25 protein-coding genes are annotated in these 20,421 nt (G+C 66.1%); 10 read left to right on the top strand and 15 right to left on the bottom strand.

Annotated features, from left to right (window positions below):
* Nucleotides 1-33: 33 nt before the first annotated feature.
* Nucleotides 34-693, top strand: a complete 660-nt coding sequence (locus ACFQS4_RS03450; RefSeq protein WP_497902307.1) for a metallophosphoesterase family protein — start codon at nt 34-36, stop codon at nt 691-693.
* A 180-nt stretch (nt 694-873) separates the two neighbouring features.
* Here ACFQS4_RS03450 and ACFQS4_RS03445 read toward each other — a convergent pair whose 3' ends face one another.
* The 3 genes from ACFQS4_RS03445 to ACFQS4_RS03435 form a co-directional block, all read right to left on the bottom strand.
* Nucleotides 874-1,236 (bottom strand): hypothetical protein, encoded by a 363-nt coding sequence (locus ACFQS4_RS03445; protein WP_497902306.1) that lies wholly within the window; start codon nt 1,234-1,236, stop codon nt 874-876.
* Between the two features lie 66 nt (nt 1,237-1,302).
* Nucleotides 1,303-1,554 (bottom strand): amphi-Trp domain-containing protein, encoded by a 252-nt coding sequence (locus ACFQS4_RS03440; RefSeq protein WP_497902305.1) that lies wholly within the window; start codon nt 1,552-1,554, stop codon nt 1,303-1,305.
* Between the two features lie 114 nt (nt 1,555-1,668).
* Nucleotides 1,669-3,111: a phosphoglucomutase/phosphomannomutase family protein gene (locus ACFQS4_RS03435; protein WP_497902304.1), complete on the bottom strand. Its 1,443-nt coding sequence runs from the start codon at nt 3,109-3,111 to the stop codon at nt 1,669-1,671.
* A gap of 244 nt (nt 3,112-3,355) precedes the next feature.
* Here ACFQS4_RS03435 and ACFQS4_RS03430 point away from each other — a divergent pair, with 244 nt between their 5' ends.
* A complete protein-coding gene (locus tag ACFQS4_RS03430) occupies nt 3,356-3,997 on the top strand; it encodes an NADPH-dependent FMN reductase (protein ID WP_497902303.1) in 642 nt (213 codons plus the stop codon).
* Between the two features lie 26 nt (nt 3,998-4,023).
* Here ACFQS4_RS03430 and ACFQS4_RS03425 read toward each other — a convergent pair whose 3' ends face one another.
* The 6 genes from ACFQS4_RS03425 to glmM all read right to left on the bottom strand — a co-directional run bounded on the left by ACFQS4_RS03425 (nt 4,024) and on the right by glmM (nt 7,716).
* Nucleotides 4,024-4,197, bottom strand: coding sequence for a DUF1059 domain-containing protein (locus tag ACFQS4_RS03425; protein WP_497902302.1), 174 nt, complete (start codon nt 4,195-4,197; stop codon nt 4,024-4,026).
* Between the two features lie 30 nt (nt 4,198-4,227).
* A complete protein-coding gene (locus tag ACFQS4_RS03420; protein WP_497902301.1) occupies nt 4,228-4,638 on the bottom strand; it encodes a carboxymuconolactone decarboxylase family protein in 411 nt (136 codons plus the stop codon).
* Between the two features lie 243 nt (nt 4,639-4,881).
* Nucleotides 4,882-5,148: a GIY-YIG nuclease family protein gene (locus ACFQS4_RS03415; RefSeq protein ID WP_497902300.1), complete on the bottom strand. Its 267-nt coding sequence runs from the start codon at nt 5,146-5,148 to the stop codon at nt 4,882-4,884.
* Nucleotides 5,149-5,232: 84 nt separating this feature from the next.
* Nucleotides 5,233-5,382 carry a DUF7563 family protein gene (locus tag ACFQS4_RS03410; protein ID WP_253431981.1) on the bottom strand — a complete coding sequence of 50 codons (150 nt, stop codon included), beginning with the start codon at nt 5,380-5,382 and terminating at the stop codon, nt 5,233-5,235.
* A gap of 111 nt (nt 5,383-5,493) precedes the next feature.
* On the bottom strand, nt 5,494-6,261 hold the full coding sequence (larB, locus tag ACFQS4_RS03405) for a nickel pincer cofactor biosynthesis protein LarB (RefSeq protein ID WP_497902299.1): 768 nt from the start codon (nt 6,259-6,261) through the stop codon (nt 5,494-5,496).
* Between the two features lie 90 nt (nt 6,262-6,351).
* The gene (glmM, locus tag ACFQS4_RS03400) at nt 6,352-7,716 is read right to left on the bottom strand and encodes a phosphoglucosamine mutase (RefSeq protein ID WP_497902298.1); all 1,365 of its coding nucleotides are present in this window, start codon (nt 7,714-7,716) and stop codon (nt 6,352-6,354) included.
* Between the two features lie 222 nt (nt 7,717-7,938).
* Here glmM and ACFQS4_RS03395 point away from each other — a divergent pair, with 222 nt between their 5' ends.
* The 5 genes from ACFQS4_RS03395 to ACFQS4_RS03375 all read left to right on the top strand — a co-directional run bounded on the left by ACFQS4_RS03395 (nt 7,939) and on the right by ACFQS4_RS03375 (nt 11,870).
* A complete protein-coding gene (locus tag ACFQS4_RS03395) occupies nt 7,939-8,850 on the top strand; it encodes an HVO_0234 family beta-propeller protein (RefSeq protein ID WP_497902297.1) in 912 nt (303 codons plus the stop codon).
* A gap of 69 nt (nt 8,851-8,919) precedes the next feature.
* Nucleotides 8,920-9,447 (top strand): hypothetical protein, encoded by a 528-nt coding sequence (locus tag ACFQS4_RS03390; RefSeq protein WP_497902296.1) that lies wholly within the window; start codon nt 8,920-8,922, stop codon nt 9,445-9,447.
* A 95-nt stretch (nt 9,448-9,542) separates the two neighbouring features.
* Entirely contained in the window at nt 9,543-10,430 is an 888-nt protein-coding gene (locus ACFQS4_RS03385; protein ID WP_497902295.1) for a ribose-phosphate diphosphokinase, read from the top strand.
* Between the two features lie 195 nt (nt 10,431-10,625).
* Nucleotides 10,626-11,171, top strand: a complete 546-nt coding sequence (locus tag ACFQS4_RS03380; RefSeq protein ID WP_497902294.1) for a heme NO-binding domain-containing protein — start codon at nt 10,626-10,628, stop codon at nt 11,169-11,171.
* 135 nt (nt 11,172-11,306) lie between these two features.
* Nucleotides 11,307-11,870 (top strand): hypothetical protein, encoded by a 564-nt coding sequence (locus ACFQS4_RS03375; protein WP_497902293.1) that lies wholly within the window; start codon nt 11,307-11,309, stop codon nt 11,868-11,870.
* A gap of 87 nt (nt 11,871-11,957) precedes the next feature.
* Here the strand turns inward: ACFQS4_RS03375 and ACFQS4_RS03370 are convergent, their stop codons facing one another.
* Nucleotides 11,958-13,178 (bottom strand): S24/S26 family peptidase, encoded by a 1,221-nt coding sequence (locus ACFQS4_RS03370; protein ID WP_497902292.1) that lies wholly within the window; start codon nt 13,176-13,178, stop codon nt 11,958-11,960.
* A gap of 134 nt (nt 13,179-13,312) precedes the next feature.
* On the opposite strand from ACFQS4_RS03370, the gene ACFQS4_RS03365 reads away from it, so the two are divergent.
* On the top strand, nt 13,313-14,863 hold the full coding sequence (locus ACFQS4_RS03365; protein ID WP_497902291.1) for a DNA-directed DNA polymerase II small subunit: 1,551 nt from the start codon (nt 13,313-13,315) through the stop codon (nt 14,861-14,863).
* Nucleotides 14,864-14,903: 40 nt separating this feature from the next.
* On the opposite strand, the gene ACFQS4_RS03360 is transcribed toward ACFQS4_RS03365, so the two are convergent.
* From ACFQS4_RS03360 to serA, 4 genes are all read right to left on the bottom strand, one after another.
* On the bottom strand, nt 14,904-15,410 hold the full coding sequence (locus ACFQS4_RS03360; protein WP_497902290.1) for a hypothetical protein: 507 nt from the start codon (nt 15,408-15,410) through the stop codon (nt 14,904-14,906).
* A gap of 77 nt (nt 15,411-15,487) precedes the next feature.
* Nucleotides 15,488-15,652, bottom strand: coding sequence for a hypothetical protein (locus ACFQS4_RS03355; RefSeq protein ID WP_497902289.1), 165 nt, complete (start codon nt 15,650-15,652; stop codon nt 15,488-15,490).
* A gap of 70 nt (nt 15,653-15,722) precedes the next feature.
* On the bottom strand, nt 15,723-16,490 hold the full coding sequence (locus tag ACFQS4_RS03350; RefSeq protein WP_497902288.1) for a hypothetical protein: 768 nt from the start codon (nt 16,488-16,490) through the stop codon (nt 15,723-15,725).
* An 88-nt stretch (nt 16,491-16,578) separates the two neighbouring features.
* Nucleotides 16,579-18,159: a phosphoglycerate dehydrogenase gene (gene serA / locus ACFQS4_RS03345; RefSeq protein WP_497902287.1), complete on the bottom strand. Its 1,581-nt coding sequence runs from the start codon at nt 18,157-18,159 to the stop codon at nt 16,579-16,581.
* A gap of 213 nt (nt 18,160-18,372) precedes the next feature.
* Here serA and ACFQS4_RS03340 point away from each other — a divergent pair, with 213 nt between their 5' ends.
* The gene (locus tag ACFQS4_RS03340; protein WP_497902286.1) at nt 18,373-18,846 is read left to right on the top strand and encodes a FlaD/FlaE family flagellar protein; all 474 of its coding nucleotides are present in this window, start codon (nt 18,373-18,375) and stop codon (nt 18,844-18,846) included.
* 310 nt (nt 18,847-19,156) lie between these two features.
* The gene (locus ACFQS4_RS03335) at nt 19,157-19,657 is read left to right on the top strand and encodes a helix-turn-helix transcriptional regulator (RefSeq protein WP_497902285.1); all 501 of its coding nucleotides are present in this window, start codon (nt 19,157-19,159) and stop codon (nt 19,655-19,657) included.
* Between the two features lie 107 nt (nt 19,658-19,764).
* On the opposite strand, the gene ACFQS4_RS03330 is transcribed toward ACFQS4_RS03335, so the two are convergent.
* Entirely contained in the window at nt 19,765-20,349 is a 585-nt protein-coding gene (locus ACFQS4_RS03330; protein ID WP_497902284.1) for a hypothetical protein, read from the bottom strand.
* Nucleotides 20,350-20,421: the final 72 nt, after the last annotated feature.

Genomic DNA, 20,421 nt, shown 5'->3' with positions numbered 1-20,421 from the left:
ACATACATGTATCTCACGTCAGTAGTGCCAGCCATGCAGATCGGACTCTGCTCTGACGTGCATGGGAACCTCGTCGCGCTCGAGGCCGTCCTCGCGGACCTCCCCGACGTCGACGCGCTGGTCTGTGCGGGCGACGTCGTGGGTTACAACCCCTGGCCGGCCGAGTGCGTCGACCGGCTACGGGACCTCGAGGTGCCGACGGTGATGGGGAACCACGACCGGGCGGTCGCTCGAGAGACGACGTTTCGGTTCAACGCGATGGCCGCGGCGGGGGTCGAACTCGCTCGCGAACGCCTGACCAACGACCAGCGGGAGTGGCTCGCCGAGTTACCCGACGAGCGCCTCGCGTTCGATGGCCAGGTGAAAATCGTCCACGGCCACCCCGCGGATCCGGACCGGTACACGTACCCGCGGGACTTCTCGCCGCGGCTGCTCGAGGACGAGTCGGTGCTGGTGCTCGGTCACACCCACGTCCAGCACGTCGAACGCTATGCCGAGGGGATCATTGTGAATCCGGGCAGCGTCGGCCAACCGCGAGACGGCGACCCCCGGGCAGCCTACGCCATCCTCGATCTCGACGCGCTCGAGGTAGAAACGCGTCGCGTCGCCTACGACGTCGAGCGCGTCCAGCAGGCCGTGGCCGAGGCGGGCCTCCCCGAGAAGATCGGGACGCGGTTGGCTCGAGGCGAGTGAAGCGAGCCGGCGTGAATTGAGCGCGAGCAGTGCGCGAACGGTGCGGTAGAGGTCACTCGGGACAAGAGGTCGGTCTATCTGGCCCGGGACGACCGACCGTTCCGGCTGGCTCGAGGGGAGCGACCGATCCGACCAACTCGAGGCGAGTCCTGGCCCCATCCAGCGACGACGGCTCGTCGCTCACCCGCGCTGGGACTCGTCGACCGTGCCGTCGGTGCCCGCCGGACTGTCGTGCTTGTCCTCGACGTCGTCGTCCTCCGCCGTCGTGGTCGCGGTCGACTCGGTCGCGCTCTCGTCCGAGGATGGCGGTTCCTCGCTGTAGCCCAGTTCGAACCACAGCTTCGCCGTACAGTCCGTTCCCTCCGATTCGCCCTCGGAGTGGCGAGCGAGGAACCCGTTACACCGGTTGTGCTCGATGACGTTCGAGAGCGACGCCAACGACCCACACTCCGGGCAGTCGATGGCGTAGCTGCCGTCGTGCTGGTGCCAGCTATCGGGCGTCAGATCCATATAGGCCGCGTCCTCGGTGTCGTGTTTCGTCATAGCGGATAAACGGGTTCTCGAGGGATAATCATCAACCCGGCGAGAGCAACCCCGGGCTCGAGACGCTCACTCTGTTTCCTTCTTTACGCCCCAGGCCAGCGTCAGATCGATCTCTTCGCGGCGGCCGCCGAGCATCGGGGACCGTTCCTCGACTTCGAGGTCGTAGGTGACCTGGGCGTCCGGCGAGAGCGTCACCACCTTGTTCCCGACGGAGATGTTGGCGTCGCCACCGCTTCGAATTTCGCGGGCGAGTTCCTGTAGCCGGTCGGCCACTTCCTCTCTCGTGAGTTCGTCCTTGTAGGTCGTCGTGTCGGCCATGGGCTACGGGCCACGACCGGTCGCAAAAACCTTGGCCCCGAATCGCGTCGTAAGGGTTCGGTTACCGGGGGAAGAGAACGATTACCGCGGGAGAGGGAGCATTCGCGCACCGCTTCAGACGAGCGGCTCGAGCAGTTCCTCACCTGCCTCGAGTAGATCCCGAACGCGCTCGTCGCGCTCGGCTTCGGCGTAGACGCGCAGAACCGGTTCGGTCCCGCTCGGGCGGACGAGCACCCAGGAGCCGTCCTCGAGGGTCAGTTTGAACCCGTCGGCCGTGTTGACGGTCGCGACCGGCGTTCCCGCGACCGTGTCGGGGATTTCGTCCTCGAGCGCCGCCAGAACAGCGGCCTTCTCGTCGTCGGGACAGGCAACGCTGACTTTCCTCTGAGTGACGTCGCCGTGGGTCTCGAGCAGGCGGTCGACCCGGTCGTCGATCGGTTCCGCAGCGTGCACGACGGCCGCGAGCAGGCCCATCAGGACGCCGTCTTTCTCGCGGACGTGGCCGCGGACGGTGAACCCGCCCGACTCCTCGCCGCCGACGAGGGCGTCGTGATCGGCCATCGCCTCGGCGACCCACTTGAAGCCGACGGGCACCTCGTGGACCGACTCACCGTGGGCCTCGGCAATCCGGTCGATCAGGAAGGTCGTCGACACCGTCCGAATCGCCGGTCCGTCGTTCGACTCGAGCAGGAAATCGTAGAGCGCGGCGAAGAAGAGATTCTCGTCGAGGAGACCGCGATCGGGCGTGACGACCGCCACGCGGTCGGCGTCGCCGTCGTTGGCGATTCCGAGCGCTGCGTCCCCCTCGGTGACCGCCTCGACCAGTTCCTCGAGGTTCTCCGCCGCGGGTTCGGGCGAGCCACCGCCGAATTCCGGATCTCGAGAGCACCGAAGGCGCTCGACGCTCGCCCCGACACGTTCCAGGAGGGCGTCGGTCGTCCCCCGGCCGCTGCCGTGCATCGCGTCGTAGGCGATGGGCAGTCCCTCGAGTGCGTCTTCGGGGTCGATATCCCCGGCAATTGAGCGAACGACCTCGAGACAGGCCTCGGCGTGTGCGTCGACGAGGTCGACCTCGCGAACCGACCCGTGTTCCGCCTCGGGCAGTGGATCGGGGACGCCGAGCGAGTCCGCGATGGCGTCCATGACCGGGGGGAGCGCCGGGGCGCCGTCGTCGGGGATGAACTTGATGCCGTTGTACGACGGCGGGTTGTGCGAGGCCGTGATCACGACCGCCGCCGAGAGGTTCCGGTCGACGACCGCGTGGGCATACAGCGGCGTCGGCCGGTCGCGGTCGCTCAACAGGACGTCGAAACCGTTGGCACACAGGACGCGGCTGACCTCCTCGGCGAACCCGCGGGAGGTCTCGCGGGCGTCGTAGCCGACGACGACCGGCGCCGTCTTCCCCTCCTCGCGGAGCGTCGTCGCGATAGCCTGGGCGACCATCCGCACACGCGGTGCGGTGAACTCCTCGAGCGTGGCTCGCCAGCCGTCGGTGCCGAAGGAGATCGCTGCCCTGTCGTCGGCCGCCGTCGCGTCCGTTTCCGTCTCCGGATCCATACGCGAACCGTCGTCGCCCTGATCGAAAAAACCGACGCACGCACACGAGGTGACGGTAACGGCGTGACGTCCGGGTAGTCCAGGACTGACGGCCTCGAGCACCGAACCGCGGTTGTTTTGAGACACCGTCAAACTACGGTCATTCCAGAACGCAGTCGAACCACGGTCGATCCGAGACGCGGCCGGAAGAAGTAACGACTGGCTGTATCGAGTCCGTTTTACCGCGCGACCCGGTAGAGCGCGTATGGATGCCGCTCCACACGTCGTCGCCGTCTCGGGGAGCCTCCGCGAGGAGAGTACGACCCGGACGGCCCTCCAGTACGTCCTCGAGGCTGCAGCGGACGCCGGCGCCGAAACGACGCTGCTCGACCTCCGCGAGTACGACCTCCCCGTCTACGACCCCGACGTCGACGGCCAGGGGGACGGAGACGCCGCGAAGCAGCTCGTCCGCGACGCCGACGCGGTCGTCCTCGGGACTCCCGTCTACCACGGATCGTACTCCGGGGCCCTGAAGAACTTCCACGACTACTGCGGCTGGGACGAGTACGAGGACACCACTGTCGGCCTGCTAGCGACCGCCGGCGGCGGAACCTACGGGTCGACCCTGGACCACCTCCGGATCACCGTCCGGGGCGTTCACGGCTGGGTCCTCCCACACCAGGTCGGCATCCGGAACGCGTCCAGTCAGTTCGAGGCCGACCCGAACGCCATCGACGGCCGGGCGTTCGTCGACCCCGACCTCGAGGAGCGCGTCGAGAAACTCGGCCGGCTGCTGGTCGAGTACGCGTTCATCTCACCCGAGGTGACGACACCGAGAGCGTCGGACTCGAGTTCGGGTTCGGGTGCAGGTACAGAGTCGAGTTCGGGCTCGGGTACCAGCGACTGAGTGAAAATCGAACCGCCGGACGGAACTCAGACCGATTGCAGGTATTCGGTCTGCAGTTCCTCGTCCGTATAGTCCTTCCCGTGGACCTCCTTCATGTGATTTCTCGCCAGTTCGATCGCCTCTCTCTCGTCTTCGGACTGGACGACGAATCGGCAATCGTTTGCCGCCGATTCGCAGTCGAGTTTGTGTGCTGTCGTCATGTGTGTGTTCGTTGCCGCCAGTCGCCTCCCTCAGTCGTCGCCAGCCGCCCCGTCCTGGACGTGGGCGGCGATTTGCTCGGCCTCCCCGTAGAAGGTCTCGAGATCGTAGTCCTGTGCCTGGATCATCGCGCTGTATCGCGGCGTGTAACTCGCGAGGAACGACAGTTCCGCGAGTTCTGCCTCGGTCGCGCCGTGGAGCTGTGCCACCCCCCGGTGGAAGTGTCGGCAGTACTCACAGCCGATGGCGGCCGCCACCGCGAGGCCGACCAGTTCGCGCGTCTTCGGATCGAGTGCCGTCTCGCCGAAGAGGAAACGCTTCATGGTGGGCCACTCGTTGTCGAGGGCCTCCTCCGGGAGCGTATCGAGAAAGCCCGGAACGATGCCGAGCGTCTCCTCAATGTCGCTCCTCGTGTCGTCGTGTGCGTGTGTTTCTGTTGCCATGGTCCCCCTCTCGCTCGTGTGGTTCGAACGGTAACCGGCGTTCGGCAGCGTGCTGGGTGCTACCAAACACCACTGTTCGTACCTCCGCAAGTGAGTTAATGGTTTTCGACAGAAAGTCTGTACACGCACACCGGAGCGTCCGGGATGGAATCCAGTCGTCCGGTCGAAGACGAAATGGTTTTCGGCGCCGTTCTCGCCCTACTTGCCCTACTCGCTCTACTCGATATACTTACCCTACTCATCCTACTCGACTTGCTCACTCTCGAGGCCGACCAACCGCTCCTTCCGCGAGCGCGCGAACTGCTTGATCTCGTACTCCCTGCTCATGGCAGCCGACCTCGAGGAGTAGCGTTCGACGTGGACGACCTCGACGGGGCCGCGACCACGGGTGTACTTCGCCCCCGTTCCCGCGTTGTGTTCGTCGACGCGTCGCTCGAGGTCAGTCGTGTAGCCGGTGTAGAGGCTGCCGTCGGCGCACTCGAGGACGTACACCGTGTGTCGCTCGGTCATCGAACTCGCCGATCAGTAAGGTGGGCGATATCAAAAAGCCTCGCTACGGCGTGGGGTCCGCCGGTGTTCGTCTGGGCTTACCGCTCAGGAACTGGTGGCGCGCTCTCTCGCCGCTTCCGCGATCCCAGCGTTGGCCGAACAGCTGATACACGCGTGGATCTTCCCGTCTTCGTCGGCAAAGACGCGTGCGAAGCGCTCGGAGACGTGCGCGCCGCAGTGGGTACACGTTGGCATGGTATGCCGGGACGATGCCGGCATCTCGAATTAGTGCCCGATCGATAAATAGCCTTTGCCAAACGCTGTCAAGTTTTTACAGAAAGGGACATTATCTTTCGTTACTGCGACTTACGACTCGCTGGTTCGGGCGTCGTCGATCGCTCGAGCGATCAGCGTCGCCTGCGCGCCGGCGATGAAGCCGGCGTCGACGTTCACGACCGAGAGGACGGTACACGACTGGAGCATTCCCGCCAGGGCGGCCTCGCCGTCGCCGCCGTGGCCGTAGCCGCTCGAGACCGGCACGCCGATCACGGGGGTATCGACGAGACCCGCGACGACCGTCGGGAGCGCCCCCTCGCGGCCGGCCGCGACGATCGCCACGTCGGCCGCGCGCACTCGGTCGACCTGGTCGATCAGTCGCGTGAGCGCGGCGACGCCCACGTCGTCGACCCGGTCGACCGCGAGGCCGGCGTCGACACAGACCAGGGCGGCTTCGTCGGCGACCGGCCCGTCGACCGTGCCCGCGGTGACGATGGCCACGGTCGCCTCCAGCGCCGGTCGGTCGTGATCCGCCGCGGTCGCGAGGAGGGTCGTTCCCCGGCGGTCGACCGCGGCATCCGGGACGGTTTCCTCCAGGCGTTCCTCGAGTGCGTCGACGTGGGCGTCCTCGAGCCGGGTCACGAGCGCCCGGCCCGTCGTCTCGAGGGCGGTCGTTGCCAGGCTCGCGACCTGTTCCGGTGTCTTTCCCTCCGCGAGGATCGCCTCGGGAATCCCTCGACGGGTGTCTCTGGCGGCATCGAAGCGGCCCGCTTCGCCCGTGACGTATCCGCTGAGCTGGGCCTCGGCCTCGGCGGGCGAACACTTCCCCGCGGCTACGGCCTCGAGTAACTCGCGCATACGCTTCGTTCGGGCTCGAGCGTACACGAATGCGTCGTTCTCGAACGTGCACGAATGCGTCACCTCGAGCGTCCGAAGGAAAAATTCCGATCAGGCGCGCTCTTTCGCCTCGACCAGCGCCTCGTGCATCTCGGTGACGAGCGCCTCGGCCCGCTCTCGCTCGCGTGCCTCGGCGTAGATCCGGACGAGCGGTTCGGTCCCCGAGGGCCGGGCGAGCACCCAGGCGTCGCCGTAATCCAGCCGGTAGCCGTCGCGCGTGTTGAGCTCGGCGTCGGACGACTGGGCCTGGTTGGCCGCCGCGTCGAGCATCGCGTCGCGCTCGGCGGTCGACTCGTAGGCGACGTTCCGGCGAACGTTCGCGTAGCCGTCGTAGGGCGCCACGATCCCGCTCACCGGGCGGTCGGCGACGAGTTCGAGGAACCGCGCGGCGGTGTAGCCGCCGTCCCTGGCCAGCCGGAAGTCGGGGAAGAAGATCCCGCCGTTGCCCTCGCCCGCGATCGGGACGTGGCGGTCGTTCAACTCGAGTTCCTCGATCCGGGTGATGATGTTCGTCGAGCCGATCGGCGTCAACTCGAGATCGGCGCCGACGTCGTTGGCCACGTCGACCAGCCGCTGGGAGACGTTGACCGCGGAGACGGTGACGTCGTCTGGCTCGAGTTCCGCGGCGGCGAGGGCGGCCAGGGTGGCGTCGCCCTCGACGTAGGTGCCGGTCTCGTCGAAGAAGATGGCGCGGTCGGCGTCTCCGTCGTGGGCGATCCCGAGATCCGCGTCGGTCGCGCGGACGAGTCGACCGAGATCGGTGAGGTTCTGGCTGACCGGCTCCGGGTCCCGGCCGGGGAAGTGGCCGTCGGCCTGGGCGTTAACCGTGACGACGCGACAGCCGAGCGCCCGGAAGAAGCCGGGGCTCGTGAGCGAGCCGGCGCCGTGACCGGGATCGAGCGCGACCGTCAATCCGGCGTCGGCGATCTTCTCGCGGTCGACGTTCGCCAGCAACTCGTCGACGTAGTCCTCACGCACGCCGTCGACCTCACGGACGCGGCCCGTCTCGTCCCACGACGCGACCGAAAACGTCTCCCCGAGCAGGGTCTGTTCGATCTCCTCGAGGTCGGCTACCGCGAGTTCGACCCCGTCGCTCCCCACGAGTTTGACGCCGTTGTACTGGGGCGGGTTGTGCGAGGCCGTGATGACGATGGTCGGCACTCCCTCGCGCTCGGCGTAGAACTGCGCACCGGGCGTGGGGACGATTCCGAGGCGGTCGACGTCCGTCCCCGTGCTCGCCAGTCCGCTCGTGGCCGCGTCGGCCATCATCCGGCCCGTGTACCGGGTGTCTCGAGCGACTGCGACCCGGTCGACCCCCCAGGCGGTCCCCGCCGCTTTGGCGACCCGGAGCACGAACGCCGGCGTCAGTTCCTCGTTGGCGACGCCGCGGGTCCCGCTCGATCCGAATACCTTCATTGCCGGGAACTCTAGCGGGCGAGGTCAAAGTGGTTCCGAAGCGGTCTGGTCGGCTTCGAGCACGCTCGAGTGCTCCAGACGGCCGCACGTTCACGGGCTGTCCCCAGTCCGCCGGCTATCCACCCCTCCCCCTTCCTCACTATGATTTTTATAGTATTCGGACAGCCTTGGAGAATGACAGTAGACAGCAAGCCTTTCGGCCCACGCCGCCCGACTCGAGGTATGGTCTCGATCGACGAAAAACGCGTCTACGGCGCTCGCGAGGGAACGACGGCGGCCTACGTCGCGGCCGAGATGGGCGTCGTCCGCGTGCTGATTTCAGGGGACGCCGTCGGCGAGTTCTCGCTGCTCGAGCGCAGTACCGCCCGCGACCTCGCGGCGGGCGTCGGCTGGCTGGCCGTCGCGACCGACGAGGACGTCCTTGTCTGCGACCTGTCGAGCGAGTCCGAGGAGCCCGCGTTCGCTCGAACCGACTTCGGTCCCGCCGACGCCGTCGGAATACGCGACGAGACGCTGCTGGCCGCGGAAGCGTACGGCCGGGCGGGCAGTCTGGACCTCGAGGTCTTCGCGGCGGGCGACTGGCGCGACCTCGCGTTTGCCGACGCAAAGGCGCCCGAGGAACCGACTGTCCGGGCCGCAGACGGCGACCTCCTCGCGACGGACGCAGGCGTTTACCGGCACTCGGGAACCCGGCTCGCACACGCCGGACTCTCGGCGGTCCGCGACGTCTCCGCCGCCGGCGTCCCCCTGGCGGCGACCGCAGACGGCCTCTACCGCCTCGGTAACGGCTGGATGCGCGATCTCGAGGGACCGTTCGATCGGGTCGCGGCGGATCCGCTGAGCGACCCCGGATCGCTCGCTCGCGCCCACGCGCTGGGCGACGCAGTGTACGAACACGGCACGGGCGGGGCGGACCCCGAAACGGAGAGCGAGAACGGCTGGCAGCGCCTCGAAGCGCCGGACCCCGACCTCGTAGACGTCGCCTACGGCGAGGGCGTCTACGCGGTTACCGAGGACGGAACCGTTCTGGTGGCCGACCCTGGTCGGGGACCTGAAACCGAGTCCCGCTGGCGGCCTCACGCGATCGGCGTCCGCGGCATCGCCGCGATGGTCGTTCCGCTCGAGCGAGCCTGAGTGGCCGCGGACGGCGTCAGACGAGCGTCTGACGGGGAGTTATCAGTAGGGCACCCCATTCGCTCGAATATGACCGGATTGACACGCAGACGGGTGCTCGCGGCATCAGGGATCGCCGGTGCAATGGCGACCGCTGGCTGTCTGGGATCGGCCGACGAAGGTGACGGGAACGGAAACGGGGACGAACCGGACGACGGCGAGGAACCGGCACCGACCGGAACGCGCCTCGGCGAAATCACCGTCGAGAACCTCGACGACGTAGACCACACAGTCGACGTCCTCGTCGAGTACGACGGCGAAATCTCCCACTGGTCGACCCACGAGTTCGACGACGAAACCGGCGGCGCCACGCTAGAGGCCGACTGGCCCGACGAACGGGGCGACTTCCGGGTGACCGCCCGCATCGACGGCGGAGACTTCACGCAGGTGACGCCGGCGAACTGGAGCGAGCCCGACTGCCTCAACCTCATCGTCCTGGTCCGCCGGGACGGCACGGTTCGCATCGCCGGCGTCACTGAAGGCGGCCCCTGCGGATCGGGCGACGTGGACATCGAGGCCGCCCAAGACGCCGAGAAAGGGAACGAGAGCGACGAGTAGGAACTCGAGTCGACGACCGCGGGAAGAAGCGAAGACGAGGACGACGGGAGCGACGAACGAAAACGGGTTTTACCACGGGCGCGCTTTCCACGCGTATGACCACCATCGTCAGCGCCTCGAGTTCCCAGGCGCTCGCGGCTGCCCTGGCCCGCGAACGCGACGCGACGCTCGCCAGCGTCGCCTACGACCGCTTCCCCGACGGCGAACTGTTCGTCAGCCTCGAGGGCGAGTCGACGGACCTGGCGGGTGAGCGCGTCGTCGTCGTCGCCGCGACAGCCTCGAGCGACGCCCACGTCGAACTGCTCTGTCTCCAAGACGCCGCCCGGGAGGCCGGCGCGTCCGAGGTCGTCACCGTCGTCCCGTACATGGGCTACGGCCGCCAGGACAGGGCGTTCGAGCCCGGCCAGCCGATCTCGGCGCGCGCCGTCGCCCGGTCGATTTCGACCGGCGCCGACGCGACGTTCGTCGTCACCCCGCACGAGAAATCCGTCTGTGGATTCTTCGAACCGACGGCGACGCCCGTCGACGCCGCGAGCGTCCTCGCCGACCCGCTTCCGGCCGATCTCGAGGAGCCGGTCTTTCTCTCCCCCGACTCTGGGGCGATCGAGCTGGCCGAAACCGTCTGCGATGCCTACGGTCGCGGGGAGACTGACTACTTCGAGAAGACCCGCCGCTCCGGCACCGACGTCGAGATCTCCCCGAGCGACGTCGACGTCGCGAATCGAGATGTCGTCGTCGTCGACGACATCATCGCCACCGGGGGCACGATGAGCGAAGCCGTCGCCGTCCTCGGCGAGCGCGGCGTCGGGCGCGTCTTCGTCACCTGCGTCCACCCGCTACTCGTCCGGAACGCCTACACGCGGCTCTCGAACGCCGGGGTCGAGGCCGTCTACGGCACCGACACCCTCGAGCGACCGGCGAGTGCCGTCTCCGTCGCGCCAGTCGTCGCCGAGGCGCTCGAGAGCGCGGGCTACCTCGACTGATCTCGGATCACCGGGAAAATTGCCGCGAACGGACGGTCGAAGACCCATGAGTCGAACGACATATTACGGTTGGGTCGAATCATCGATTCGAACGGGAGATTCGGCGGAGGTTCACCAGAGACTCACTGGAGATTCACCAGAGACACGCCGGGGGTACCGACGAATCATCGACTACGCGACACACACTCGTCTCAGATGCACGGACTCGTCCACCAGACGCTGAAGACCTACGTCGTCGAGAAGACCGACGAAGCGAGCTGGGCGGTCGTCCTCGAGCGCTCGGGGATCGATCCCCGGCTCTACCTGCCGGTCTCGCACTACCCCGACGAGGAGATCGCGACGATTCTCGAGACCGTCGCCGAGTTGTCGGGTCACGAGGTGGCCGCCGTCGAGCGCGACTTCGGCCGAACGCTTGCTCCCGCGTTGCTCCAGAACTTCCGCGCGCACTGGCGAGACGACTGGTCGCTCGTCGACCTCCTCGAGGCGCTCGAAGAGATTGGCGCCGCACTCGCAGCGAAGTCGGCCGAGAACCGACCGCCGACGGTGTCATGCGAGTCGACCGAATCGGGTCTCCAGGTCACGTACCGCTCACACCGCGATCACCCGGCGATGGCCCACGGCATCCTCGAGGGACTGGCCCGCGAGTTCGAGGTTGACGCGACGGTAACCCGGGTCGAGACCGATCGGACCGACGAGAAGACGCGGGCCGTGTTTCGGCTGGACGGCGACGGACTCGAGTAATCGACGGGGAGAAATCGGCCTGGGCGCCACCACGTTAGGCACTGGCAAACGAAACGGAGAGCGCCCGCAGTCGCGTCGAAACAGTGGTTAACAGGAGACTAACCAATAGGGGCGGGGTAGAGCGCTCGAGTAGCTATGAGCGACTACCCCAGGGACGAGCCGGACGCCTCTGACGCCTCGGACGTCTTCGACGACGTCACGCCCGATCCGGACGCTGTACTCGACGCCTTCGACGTCGACTCGCCAGACGACCTGCTCGCCGACGCCGCCATCGGTGACGGTGCTCACGACCCCACGACCGACGACGCCATCGACGCCGACGACACCATCGCGAGCGAACTCTTCGACGAACTCGGGCGCGTCGCCCGCGAACTCGAGGCGACCGATACGGTCGAACGCGAACCCGAGGGGTCGCTCACGACGGAACTCACGGCGGAACGCACGACCGAACGAACGCAACTGGGCTACGAGGAAGCCGACGGCGTTGGAGAAACGACCGTCGAAAAGCGCGTTCGCGAGCTGCCGTCGTCCTGGCAGGCGGCCTTCGGCCGCGAGTCGGACCGAAGCGAGGGCCGAACCGAACGCCGACAGCGGCGAACCGGGAGACGGCTCCGCGTCCGGACCGAATCCGACCTCACGCTCTCGGGGCCGACACCGTCGCCGGTGCGTATCTCGAACGAGACGTTCGGGCGAGTTTGAGTCTGAAGGTGATACACAATACGAAACACGAATCGAGGCGGCGCACGAATCGGCCGGTCAGCGTCGGGACGATCTGCGTCGAGACGGTCAGCGCCGCCTCGAACGAGGCGGATACGCGAATCCAATTGCGCCGATCATTCCGAGAAGCGTCGGTGAAAGGAGGGAGAGGCTGCTCGAGACGTCCGGAATCACCGCGAACGGGAAGAGTTTCTCGAAGCTCAGCCGAACGTGCCCGAGCCACGGGATACGGAACATGCCCTTGCCGGTGGTCCACTCGGGCTTGACGACCGACGTATCGGCGCCGACGTTCGCCGTCTGGTCGTAGCCGCTGTTGGCGTCGCCCTTCGTGACGAACCCGTCGTGGGGGGCCGGGCAGGCCCGAACACGCTCGCAACTGGCGCCGTTGACGAACTCCGGATTCGCTTGCCCGTCGACCCAGTTCTCGTCGGCCTCGACCCAGAAGTGGGCGCGGTGGATCACCGGCGTCTCGCGTGCGTTGCCGTTCGGCCGGAAGATGATCACGTCGCCGGCCCCACCGAACTTCTCGTGGCCGTTCTCGAGACCAGCCTCGCGGGTGACGATTCCAGTTCCGTCGACCGGATCGTCGCCGGCGAACCGATCCTCGGCGACGACGAAGATCATGTCCCCGCGTTCCATGTTGGGTTCCATGCTCCCGCTCTCGACGGCGACCAGCGGCGGCCAGATGCCGCTGATGCCAAAGAGCACCAGGCCGATGACGGCCACGAGCGCGACGCTGCTCAGCACGTCGCGGACGGCGACGACGGTGCCGTTGTTGGTCCGGAGGAACCAGCGGATCGGGCCGTCGTCTTCGATCGTCACCCGGTCGTCGTCCGGCCGCGCCCGTTGTGGCGGTGGCGGTGTCCGGTCGCGCTCCCGGGTCGTCTGGCTGGCGAGCGTCGACTGGCCTTCGGACACGTCGACACCGCCATCGCTGTCACCGCCTGCGTTACCGACGTCGTCGTCACCACTACCGCTACCAATGTCGCCGTAGCCGCTACCGCCGCCGCCATCGGCACCGCCACCGCTACCGCCGCTACCAACGTTGTCACCACCGCTATGGACACCGTCTCTATCGCCACCATCGCCGGACGCCTGCCCCGGCGACGGAGATTCGCCTCGGCCCGCACTCGAGTCGTCTTCTGCAGGTAGTCGACCCGAGTCGGCCCGTTCGGTACCATCGTCCCTCGACTGATCGCCGTCCGCCCGGTCGTTCGGGCGTTCCGGCCCGGTGCGGTCGGCGCGCTCACTCGAGTTCTCGCGTTCGTCGTCGCCGCCGTCACCGCTCATCGACTCCCGGTTTGGGGGACGCGGCAATCAATTTTCTGTTCGAGGGTGAGTCGCGTTCCCACGCCGACAGGTCGTCGCTCGAACGGACGGTCGTATCCGCCATCCTTTTATCGTCACTCGCGAATACGCAGGACGTGCCACTCGAGGGGCCGGCCCGGATCGTCAGCGAACTCACCAGCCGCGGCTACAACGCCGACCGCGAGGCGGTGACGCTCATCGCCACCGCGGACGATCCCGCCGGCGTCCTCGAACGCGCTATCGACGCCGCCCCCGAGAACGCGCTCGTCCTTCGGACCGAGGACGTCAGGACGGTGCTCGACGGCGCAATCGACCAGCCTGCCTCGAGCGAGGCGACGTCCGCTCGCCAGGACCCCCCTATTTCGACTGGAACCACCGCCGACGTATCGCCACAGGGCGAGGGTAGCGCTCCAGTCGAAACGAAGGGGGATTCCGCTCCGAGAACACCGCTCGACCCGAGTCGGCAGTCGATCGACGTCGCCAACGACATGACCGGCCAAAGTACCGGCACCGGCGAGTACGAGGACTTCGTGGCAGTCTTTCGCGACCGCCTCGAGCGCCTCGGCGGCAAACTCCAGGGTCGGGTCAACCACCGTCCAGCGACCGCCATCCAGTCGATGCCCGGCGGCGGCGAGGTCGGGATGGTCGGGCTGGTCAACGACATTCGCTCGACGGCCAGCGGCCACTGGCTGATCGAACTCGAGGACGCCACCGGGACCTTCCCGTGGCTGGTGATGAAAGACCGCGACTACGCCGACCTGGTCGACGAGTTGCTCTGTGACGAGGTGCTCGCGATGGAGGGAACGCTCTCGGACGACGCGGGTATCGCCTTCGTCGACTCGATGTACTTCCCGGACGTCCCCCGCACCCACCAGCCCTCGACGGCCGACCGCCACGTCCAGGCGGCGCTCATCAGCGACGTCCACGTCGGCAGCCAGGAGTTCATGCACGACGCCTGGAACCGCTTTACCGACTGGCTCCACACCGAAGACGCCCAGCACGTCGAGTACCTGCTCATCGCCGGCGACATGGTCGAGGGCGTCGGGATCTACCCGAACCAGGACGAGGAACTCGACATCATCGACATCTACGACCAGTACGAGCGCTTCAGCGAGTACCTCAAGCAGGTCCCGGGCGACCTCGAGATCGTGATGATCCCGGGCAACCACGACGCGGTTCGCCTGGCCGAGCCCCAGCCCGGCTTCGACGAGAACCTGCGCGAGATCATGACCGCCCACGACGCACAGATCGTGAGCAACCCCGCGATGGTCACCGTCGAGGGCGTCTCCGTCCTGATGTACCACGGCGTCAGTCTGGACGAGGTCATCGCCGAGCTTCCTGCGGAGAAAGCGAGCTACGACGACCCACACAAGGCGATGTACCACCTCCTGAAAAAACGCCACGTCGCGCCTCAGTTCGGGGGCCACACCCGCCTCGCCCCAGAGGAGAAGGACCACCTGATCATCGACGAGGTACCCGACATCTTCCACACCGGCCACGTCCACAAACTCGGGTTCGGAAAGTACCACAACGTGCTCGCGATCAACTCCGGGTGCTGGCAGGCCCAGACGGATTTCCAGAAGAGCGTCAACATCGACCCCGACTCCGGCTACGCGCCCATCGTGGATCTCGATACGCTCGAGGTCACCGTGCAGAAGTTCGCGTAGGTGTGCTACCCGTCGCCGACGTCGTAATCTCCATAGAGGTCTAGATGTATCCCTCGATAGCCACCGAAACCGACTCGAGGGCGTCGTCTCGTTCGTCAGTGACCCTGACGAGCAGCGAGTGGATTCCCAAATCGTCGTTCACGCCCCGCCACCACGGGTGTTTGACGGTTACGTCGAGGTGAAGTCCGCCGTCGGTGCGGGAGATCGCCTCGAGTGCGAGATCGGGCTCTGTTTGCATTCCCGTCTGGACGAGTATGAGAGACGAGGCGTCGAAGTCGGTTTCTTCGGCAAATGCGATCGCAGAATCGTCGAAGGAAATCTCGTCCGTTCCCATATCCTCATCTCGGATAATCCTGTATCGCTCTTCTCTCCAGCCGAGATCGCGATCAGGCGGTGCTGGCTCGCCGAACACGTCTCCGCTAACGTACAGCGTTTCGACGTCCATTCCGTCCGGCAGGGACGGCGCTTGATACCAGTTCCACGCGACGTATCCGCCCGAAACACTGGCGCTCGCTCCGACGAGAGCGAGTACGCGCCTTCGGTTCATTGAAGACGTGTCGTATGCAAAAACCATGACTCTTCGGGAGGTATCCAGAGCATGATTGATAGAGTGCTACTCTCTTGCTACGTTTCTCGTACATTTCGTCGGTCGGTCTCGTACGCCCACACTGCACTCACCCCCGCACCGACGACGATACCCGCACCGAGTCCGAGAATTCCACCGACCGTGCCCCCGAGAACGCCGCCCAAAAAGGCGGACGCGGTCACGACCAAATCCTTGTAGTCCATGCAATTAATTAGCTATCGGATGCAATAATTGTGGCGGTGGCCGAAGACACGGTCCAGGAAACCCGACGAGCTAGCGGGAAGAACCATCGATAGCCGTAATATCGGTAATACGCTCGAGGACGTCCCGCGCCGACTCGAACGACTCCAGCGACGAGAACCGGAGTTCGTGGGGGCGGGGCTCCCCGATGAGACCGATCGTTTTCTCGAGGACGCGCCCGGGAACACCCGCTGACGGCTCGTGCCAGGAGAGCGCGATCACGCGCTGATCCCGATCGGGTTCGATTCTGGCCAGCATTCGCACGCCGAAGTACGTATTCCCGATACAGAGCGACGGCGGCGCGATGCGGTACGACGTCTCGCCGTGCTCCCACTCGACGAGCGATTCCGTCGAGAACACGCCCGCCGGATGAGGCTCGAGTGCCGCGCGAACGACCGAAATCACAGCGGGGTTCGCGTCCTCGTCGAGGGTGAGCGACGTGTGTTCCGGAACGTACTCGAGACAGCACCGACCGTCGCGAGAGAGCCGAATCGACCTGAGCGCGTGCACTCGCTGCCAGGAGTCGATCGTGAGCAGTGCTGTCAGTTCGTCGCCAATCTCGCGGTCGGTGGCTCCCTCGTAGACGATCTCGTCACCGTCAGACCGTGCGCCGAATCGATCCTCGAGCAGGGAAATCACGTCGTCGTAGTCGTCTTCGAAGTGCGGCCGCTCGAGACGGATCGCTATCGACTCCGAGACCGCCGCTGTCGCGACGATGGCGTCGACCAGGAGTCGATCGTGCGCGTCGGTACCGATCACGGGGTCGCCGACGAGCACGGCATGGCTCGACTGGTGTTGCACTGTATACACCACCAAGCGCGGCATAAATGAGTATTTCTGACAGCTCGAGCGACGATGACCGAAGACGAGCGAAATCGCCGGCGAACGACTACCCGTTCAGCGTGAGGTACCGAACACCGATGATCCGTTCGTCGGCCTCGAGTTCCTCCCTCGCCTCGTCGGGTACCTCGCCGTCGACGTTGTAGACGGTCAGCGCCTCCCCGCCGTGGGCCTCCCGGGCGTTGAACATCCCCGCAATGTTGACGCCGTGGGCACCCATCACGGTCCCGATGAGGCCGATGACGCCGGGTTCGTCCGTGTTCCGGGTGACGACCATCTTCCCGTGGGGGATGGCGTCGACGCGGTAGTCGTCGATGCGGACGATCCGCGGGTCGTTGCCCGCGAACAGGGTACCGTCGACCGTGATCGCGTCGTCGCCGCTCGAGACCGTCACCGAGATCAGGCTCTGGAAGTCCTCGCTCTGGCGACTCTTCGACTCGGTCACGTCGACGCCCCGGTCCTCGGCGATCTGGGGGGCGTTGACGGCGTTGACCTGCCACTCGAGCGGTTCGAAAACGCCCTTCAGCGCCGAGGCGGTGACGAACTCGACGTCCTCCTCAGCGATGTCGCCCTCGTAGCGCACCTCGATGGACTCGATGCGGGCATCGAGCACCTGGGCCGCGATCTTGCCTGCCGTCTCGGCGATGTTGATGTAGGGCTCGAGGCGCGGGAACGCGCTCTCGTCGATCGACGGCGCGTTGAGCGCGTTCGCGACTGGCTCCTCCGCGAGGGCGGCGACGACCTGTTCGGCCGTCGAGGTCGCGACGTTCTCCTGGGCGGCCTCGGTCGAGGCCCCGAGGTGGGGCGTGACGATGACGTCCTCGACGAACAGCAGCGGCGAGTCCGCGGGGAGCGGTTCCTCGCGGAAGACGTCGAGCGCCGCACCCGCCACCACTCCCTGCTCGACCTTCGCCGCGAGTGCGTCCTCGTCGACGATGCCCCCGCGACCGACGTTCACGAGGTAGCCGTGACCGAAACGCTCGAGTTCGGCGTCGCCGATCAACCCTTCCGTCTCCGGGGTCAGCGGGGTGTGTATCGTCAGGAAGTCGCCGCGCTCGAGGCAGGTCTCGAGGTCGACGAGTTCGGCGCCGAGGCGGTCGGCGCGCTCCTCGGAGATGTACGGGTCGTAGGCGACGAGGTCCATCCCGAGCGCGTCGAGTTTCTTCGCGACCTCCTGGCCGACCCGACCGAGGCCGACGATGCCGAGGGTCTTGCCGTTGAGTTCGGTCCCCAGGAACTCGCTCTTGGCCCACTCACCGTCCTTCAGGCGGGCGTGTGCCTGCGGGATCGAGCGAGCGGCGGCGAACGTCATTGCGACCGTGTGCTCGGCGGCCGCGCGGACGTTCCCCTCCGGCGCGTTGGCGACGATGACCCCCTCGTCGGTGGCCGCCTCGATGTCGATGTTGTCGACCCCGATACCCGCCCGCCCGACGATCACGAGGTTCTCGCCCGCTTCAAGGACCCCGCGCGTGACCTCCGTTCCCGAGCGTACGATCAGCCCGTGTGCCGTCGAAACCGCCTCGAGGAGCGCCTCGCCCTCGAGTTCGTAGGCCGTCTCGACCTCGTGGCCAGCGTCGCGGAGTACGTCCAGACCCGCGTCGTCGATGGGGTCCGTGACCAGAATCTTCATGCGCGAGTCAATCGCGTGCAACGGGTAAACCCTTCCGAACCCTGCAGATGTTGGGCCTGTGTGTGAGGCCCTCACAAAGACGCGAAAACGAGCACCGCTGTCCGCGACTCATCGCTCGACTCACCGCTCGAAATGACGGGAATGTTCATGCCTGCTCCGGCGAAGAACCCAACAGACACGCAGCCAGACGGCCAGGCACCCCACACCCCCATCATGTCATCCCCCACCCCCACCCCGTACCTCGAATCGCTCGAACAGTCCTCGGCCCACGCCGACGCGACGATCAAGTGGGCTCGCTACCTCGGTGAGACTTTCGGCACCACCGGCGCGCTCAACTGCCTGCGGTACTACGAAACCCTCGGGTGGATCAGCCCGTTGGTCCGCAAGCAGATGACCTCCTACCTCCGCGGCCTTTCGCTCGGCGAGATCCACAACCGTCGCTACGACGAACCCGCAAGCCTCGAGTACCCCCTCGAGTCGCTGTCGGGGACGCTCTTTGGCGCCCACGCTCAGAGCCTCGAGTACATCTCGAAGATCAGCGGCGACGACCTCGAGGAACACGTGATGATCGCGCGGATGGCCGAACGTCGCGTCGAGCGTCGACTGGACGACGAGGAGGAGAAGGACTCGAGTCAGCCGAGTGAGATGGTGAGCATCATCCGGGACGAGGCGACGAGCCTCTCCTGACGGCGAACCACCATCTTCTCGACGACGCCGACCATCCAGATTCGGCCGTCGAGATGGACGACATGTATTATTTCGTATATGAGTTTGAGATTCTCCCGTAAACCCCCTCAGTCGGAGCCTGAGTGCTGAAAACGCAACTTTCAATCTCGGACAATCGGTTTTCATACCGGCAAGAATCGGCCACGTTCTTTATTACGTGGTAGTTCATCCTCTTGAGTAATTCACGATCGGAAATGGAATCAATCCAACCGTTCTCCCGTGCGTGGGGAAGGGTGGTGCGTTCGGTCGTGAACCCCCCAGGTGTTCGAAAATGCGTGAGCAACCCCCCAATACGAAGTCCGTCCTCGAACAGTTCTCGAGCGCGGCGACTGCGGCAGGGCAGTCAGCACAGTACGATATCACGATCGGGACGACCAAAGAAGACAGTCGTGCCGTTGAGCGCGAACTCGACGAACTCATGGCGGAGGTCACGAGTGCGCTTCCGACCGACGACGTCCAGTTCGACGACGCCATCATCAAGGAGAACCTCGACGAGATTCTCCTCATGCTCATCTCGCTCCACGGCGAAACCCACGGCAAGGAGCTCCTCTCGGACCTGACGCACCTCTTCGGTGCCCAACTCAGTCCCGGGACGGTCTATCCGAGCCTCCACGCGCTGGAGGACGAGGGTGTGCTCTCGATGCACGCGAAGGTCCGTACGAAGGAGTACGCCATCGCCGACGAGGACTACGTCCGAGCGACCGTCGAGCAAACGATGCTCCAGCACCTCGCGTTCGGGTTGCTGTTGTACGCGTTCTTGCCGCGGCTGTAGGTGTAGACGATTTTCTCGTCAGAACGTTCGACGGCAGCCGATACTCGTGGATTCTCTCTGGCGAAGTCATCCGAACAGTGATTACGAGCAGTGGCTACGAACAGTGACTACGCTCGAGGGTCGGAGTCCGGGTCGTGGCTGGTGTCGGGATCGACGTCGGCGTCAGCGTCGGCGTCGGTGTCGGGTCCGGGTTCGATGACGTCGTCTCCGAACTCGTCGGCGCGAGGTCGTTTCGCACGCTGATCCTGGCCCTGGTCTTGACCTCGACCTCGATTCTGGTCTCGATCGCGGCCCCCGGACTCACCGGACTCGATCTCGATCGTCGTCCCTCGAGTCTCCTCCTCGCGCCGTTTGCCGATCAACTGCTCGATGCCCCGCTCCGTCTCCTCGTTGATCGCCCACAGCACTCGCCCGAGTCGATCGGCGTCGCCCGCCAGCCGCTCGAGGTTCTCGTCTGGCGCGAACTCCTGGATGCTCCGGGCGCCGTCCGGGTGGAGATACTGTAGCGGGTGGTCCGGCGGCACGTCGTTGAGGTCGACGTCGAAGCCCCAGAGGTACGGGAGCGCCTGTACGGCGTACCCGTGCGGTTTCGGCGCTCGGCGGCCCGCCGCAGTGAGCGCGAGAGTGACCGCGGTCGATTCGGCGTCGGTGTCGTAGTAGATGCCCGGCATCCCCGGTATCGAGAGGCGCATACTCGAGCCAGGGTACCAGGAGAAAGAAGCACTCGCCCGGCATACACAGGGTCGCTCGCGGCGCCCGCTCGA

The sequence above is a fragment of the Saliphagus sp. GCM10025317 genome (assembly GCF_042663665.1).
Classification (GTDB): Archaea; Halobacteriota; Halobacteria; order Halobacteriales; family Natrialbaceae; genus Natronosalvus.
Note: the sequence above shows the minus strand (reverse complement) of the source record. Positions and strands in the feature narration are given on the sequence as shown.

What these genes read in the sequence shown, in the direction of transcription:
- ACFQS4_RS03450 (WP_497902307.1), top strand. Translation starts at nt 34, where the DNA reads ATGCAGATCGGACTCTGCTCTGACGTGCATGGGAACCTCGTCGCGCTC.
- ACFQS4_RS03445 (WP_497902306.1), bottom strand. Translation starts at nt 1,236, where the DNA reads ATGACGAAACACGACACCGAGGACGCGGCCTATATGGATCTGACGCCC.
- ACFQS4_RS03440 (WP_497902305.1), bottom strand. Translation starts at nt 1,554, where the DNA reads ATGGCCGACACGACGACCTACAAGGACGAACTCACGAGAGAGGAAGTG.
- ACFQS4_RS03435 (WP_497902304.1), bottom strand. Translation starts at nt 3,111, where the DNA reads ATGGATCCGGAGACGGAAACGGACGCGACGGCGGCCGACGACAGGGCA.
- ACFQS4_RS03430 (WP_497902303.1), top strand. Translation starts at nt 3,356, where the DNA reads ATGGATGCCGCTCCACACGTCGTCGCCGTCTCGGGGAGCCTCCGCGAG.
- ACFQS4_RS03425 (WP_497902302.1), bottom strand. Translation starts at nt 4,197, where the DNA reads ATGACGACAGCACACAAACTCGACTGCGAATCGGCGGCAAACGATTGC.
- ACFQS4_RS03420 (WP_497902301.1), bottom strand. Translation starts at nt 4,638, where the DNA reads ATGGCAACAGAAACACACGCACACGACGACACGAGGAGCGACATTGAG.
- ACFQS4_RS03415 (WP_497902300.1), bottom strand. Translation starts at nt 5,148, where the DNA reads ATGACCGAGCGACACACGGTGTACGTCCTCGAGTGCGCCGACGGCAGC.
- ACFQS4_RS03410 (WP_253431981.1), bottom strand. Translation starts at nt 5,382, where the DNA reads ATGCCAACGTGTACCCACTGCGGCGCGCACGTCTCCGAGCGCTTCGCA.
- larB (WP_497902299.1), bottom strand. Translation starts at nt 6,261, where the DNA reads ATGCGCGAGTTACTCGAGGCCGTAGCCGCGGGGAAGTGTTCGCCCGCC.
- glmM (WP_497902298.1), bottom strand. Translation starts at nt 7,716, where the DNA reads ATGAAGGTATTCGGATCGAGCGGGACCCGCGGCGTCGCCAACGAGGAA.
- ACFQS4_RS03395 (WP_497902297.1), top strand. Translation starts at nt 7,939, where the DNA reads ATGGTCTCGATCGACGAAAAACGCGTCTACGGCGCTCGCGAGGGAACG.
- ACFQS4_RS03390 (WP_497902296.1), top strand. Translation starts at nt 8,920, where the DNA reads ATGACCGGATTGACACGCAGACGGGTGCTCGCGGCATCAGGGATCGCC.
- ACFQS4_RS03385 (WP_497902295.1), top strand. Translation starts at nt 9,543, where the DNA reads ATGACCACCATCGTCAGCGCCTCGAGTTCCCAGGCGCTCGCGGCTGCC.
- ACFQS4_RS03380 (WP_497902294.1), top strand. Translation starts at nt 10,626, where the DNA reads ATGCACGGACTCGTCCACCAGACGCTGAAGACCTACGTCGTCGAGAAG.
- ACFQS4_RS03375 (WP_497902293.1), top strand. Translation starts at nt 11,307, where the DNA reads ATGAGCGACTACCCCAGGGACGAGCCGGACGCCTCTGACGCCTCGGAC.
- ACFQS4_RS03370 (WP_497902292.1), bottom strand. Translation starts at nt 13,178, where the DNA reads ATGAGCGGTGACGGCGGCGACGACGAACGCGAGAACTCGAGTGAGCGC.
- ACFQS4_RS03360 (WP_497902290.1), bottom strand. Translation starts at nt 15,410, where the DNA reads ATGAACCGAAGGCGCGTACTCGCTCTCGTCGGAGCGAGCGCCAGTGTT.
- ACFQS4_RS03355 (WP_497902289.1), bottom strand. Translation starts at nt 15,652, where the DNA reads ATGGACTACAAGGATTTGGTCGTGACCGCGTCCGCCTTTTTGGGCGGC.
- serA (WP_497902287.1), bottom strand. Translation starts at nt 18,159, where the DNA reads ATGAAGATTCTGGTCACGGACCCCATCGACGACGCGGGTCTGGACGTA.
- ACFQS4_RS03340 (WP_497902286.1), top strand. Translation starts at nt 18,373, where the DNA reads ATGTCATCCCCCACCCCCACCCCGTACCTCGAATCGCTCGAACAGTCC.
- ACFQS4_RS03335 (WP_497902285.1), top strand. Translation starts at nt 19,157, where the DNA reads ATGCGTGAGCAACCCCCCAATACGAAGTCCGTCCTCGAACAGTTCTCG.
- ACFQS4_RS03330 (WP_497902284.1), bottom strand. Translation starts at nt 20,349, where the DNA reads ATGCGCCTCTCGATACCGGGGATGCCGGGCATCTACTACGACACCGAC.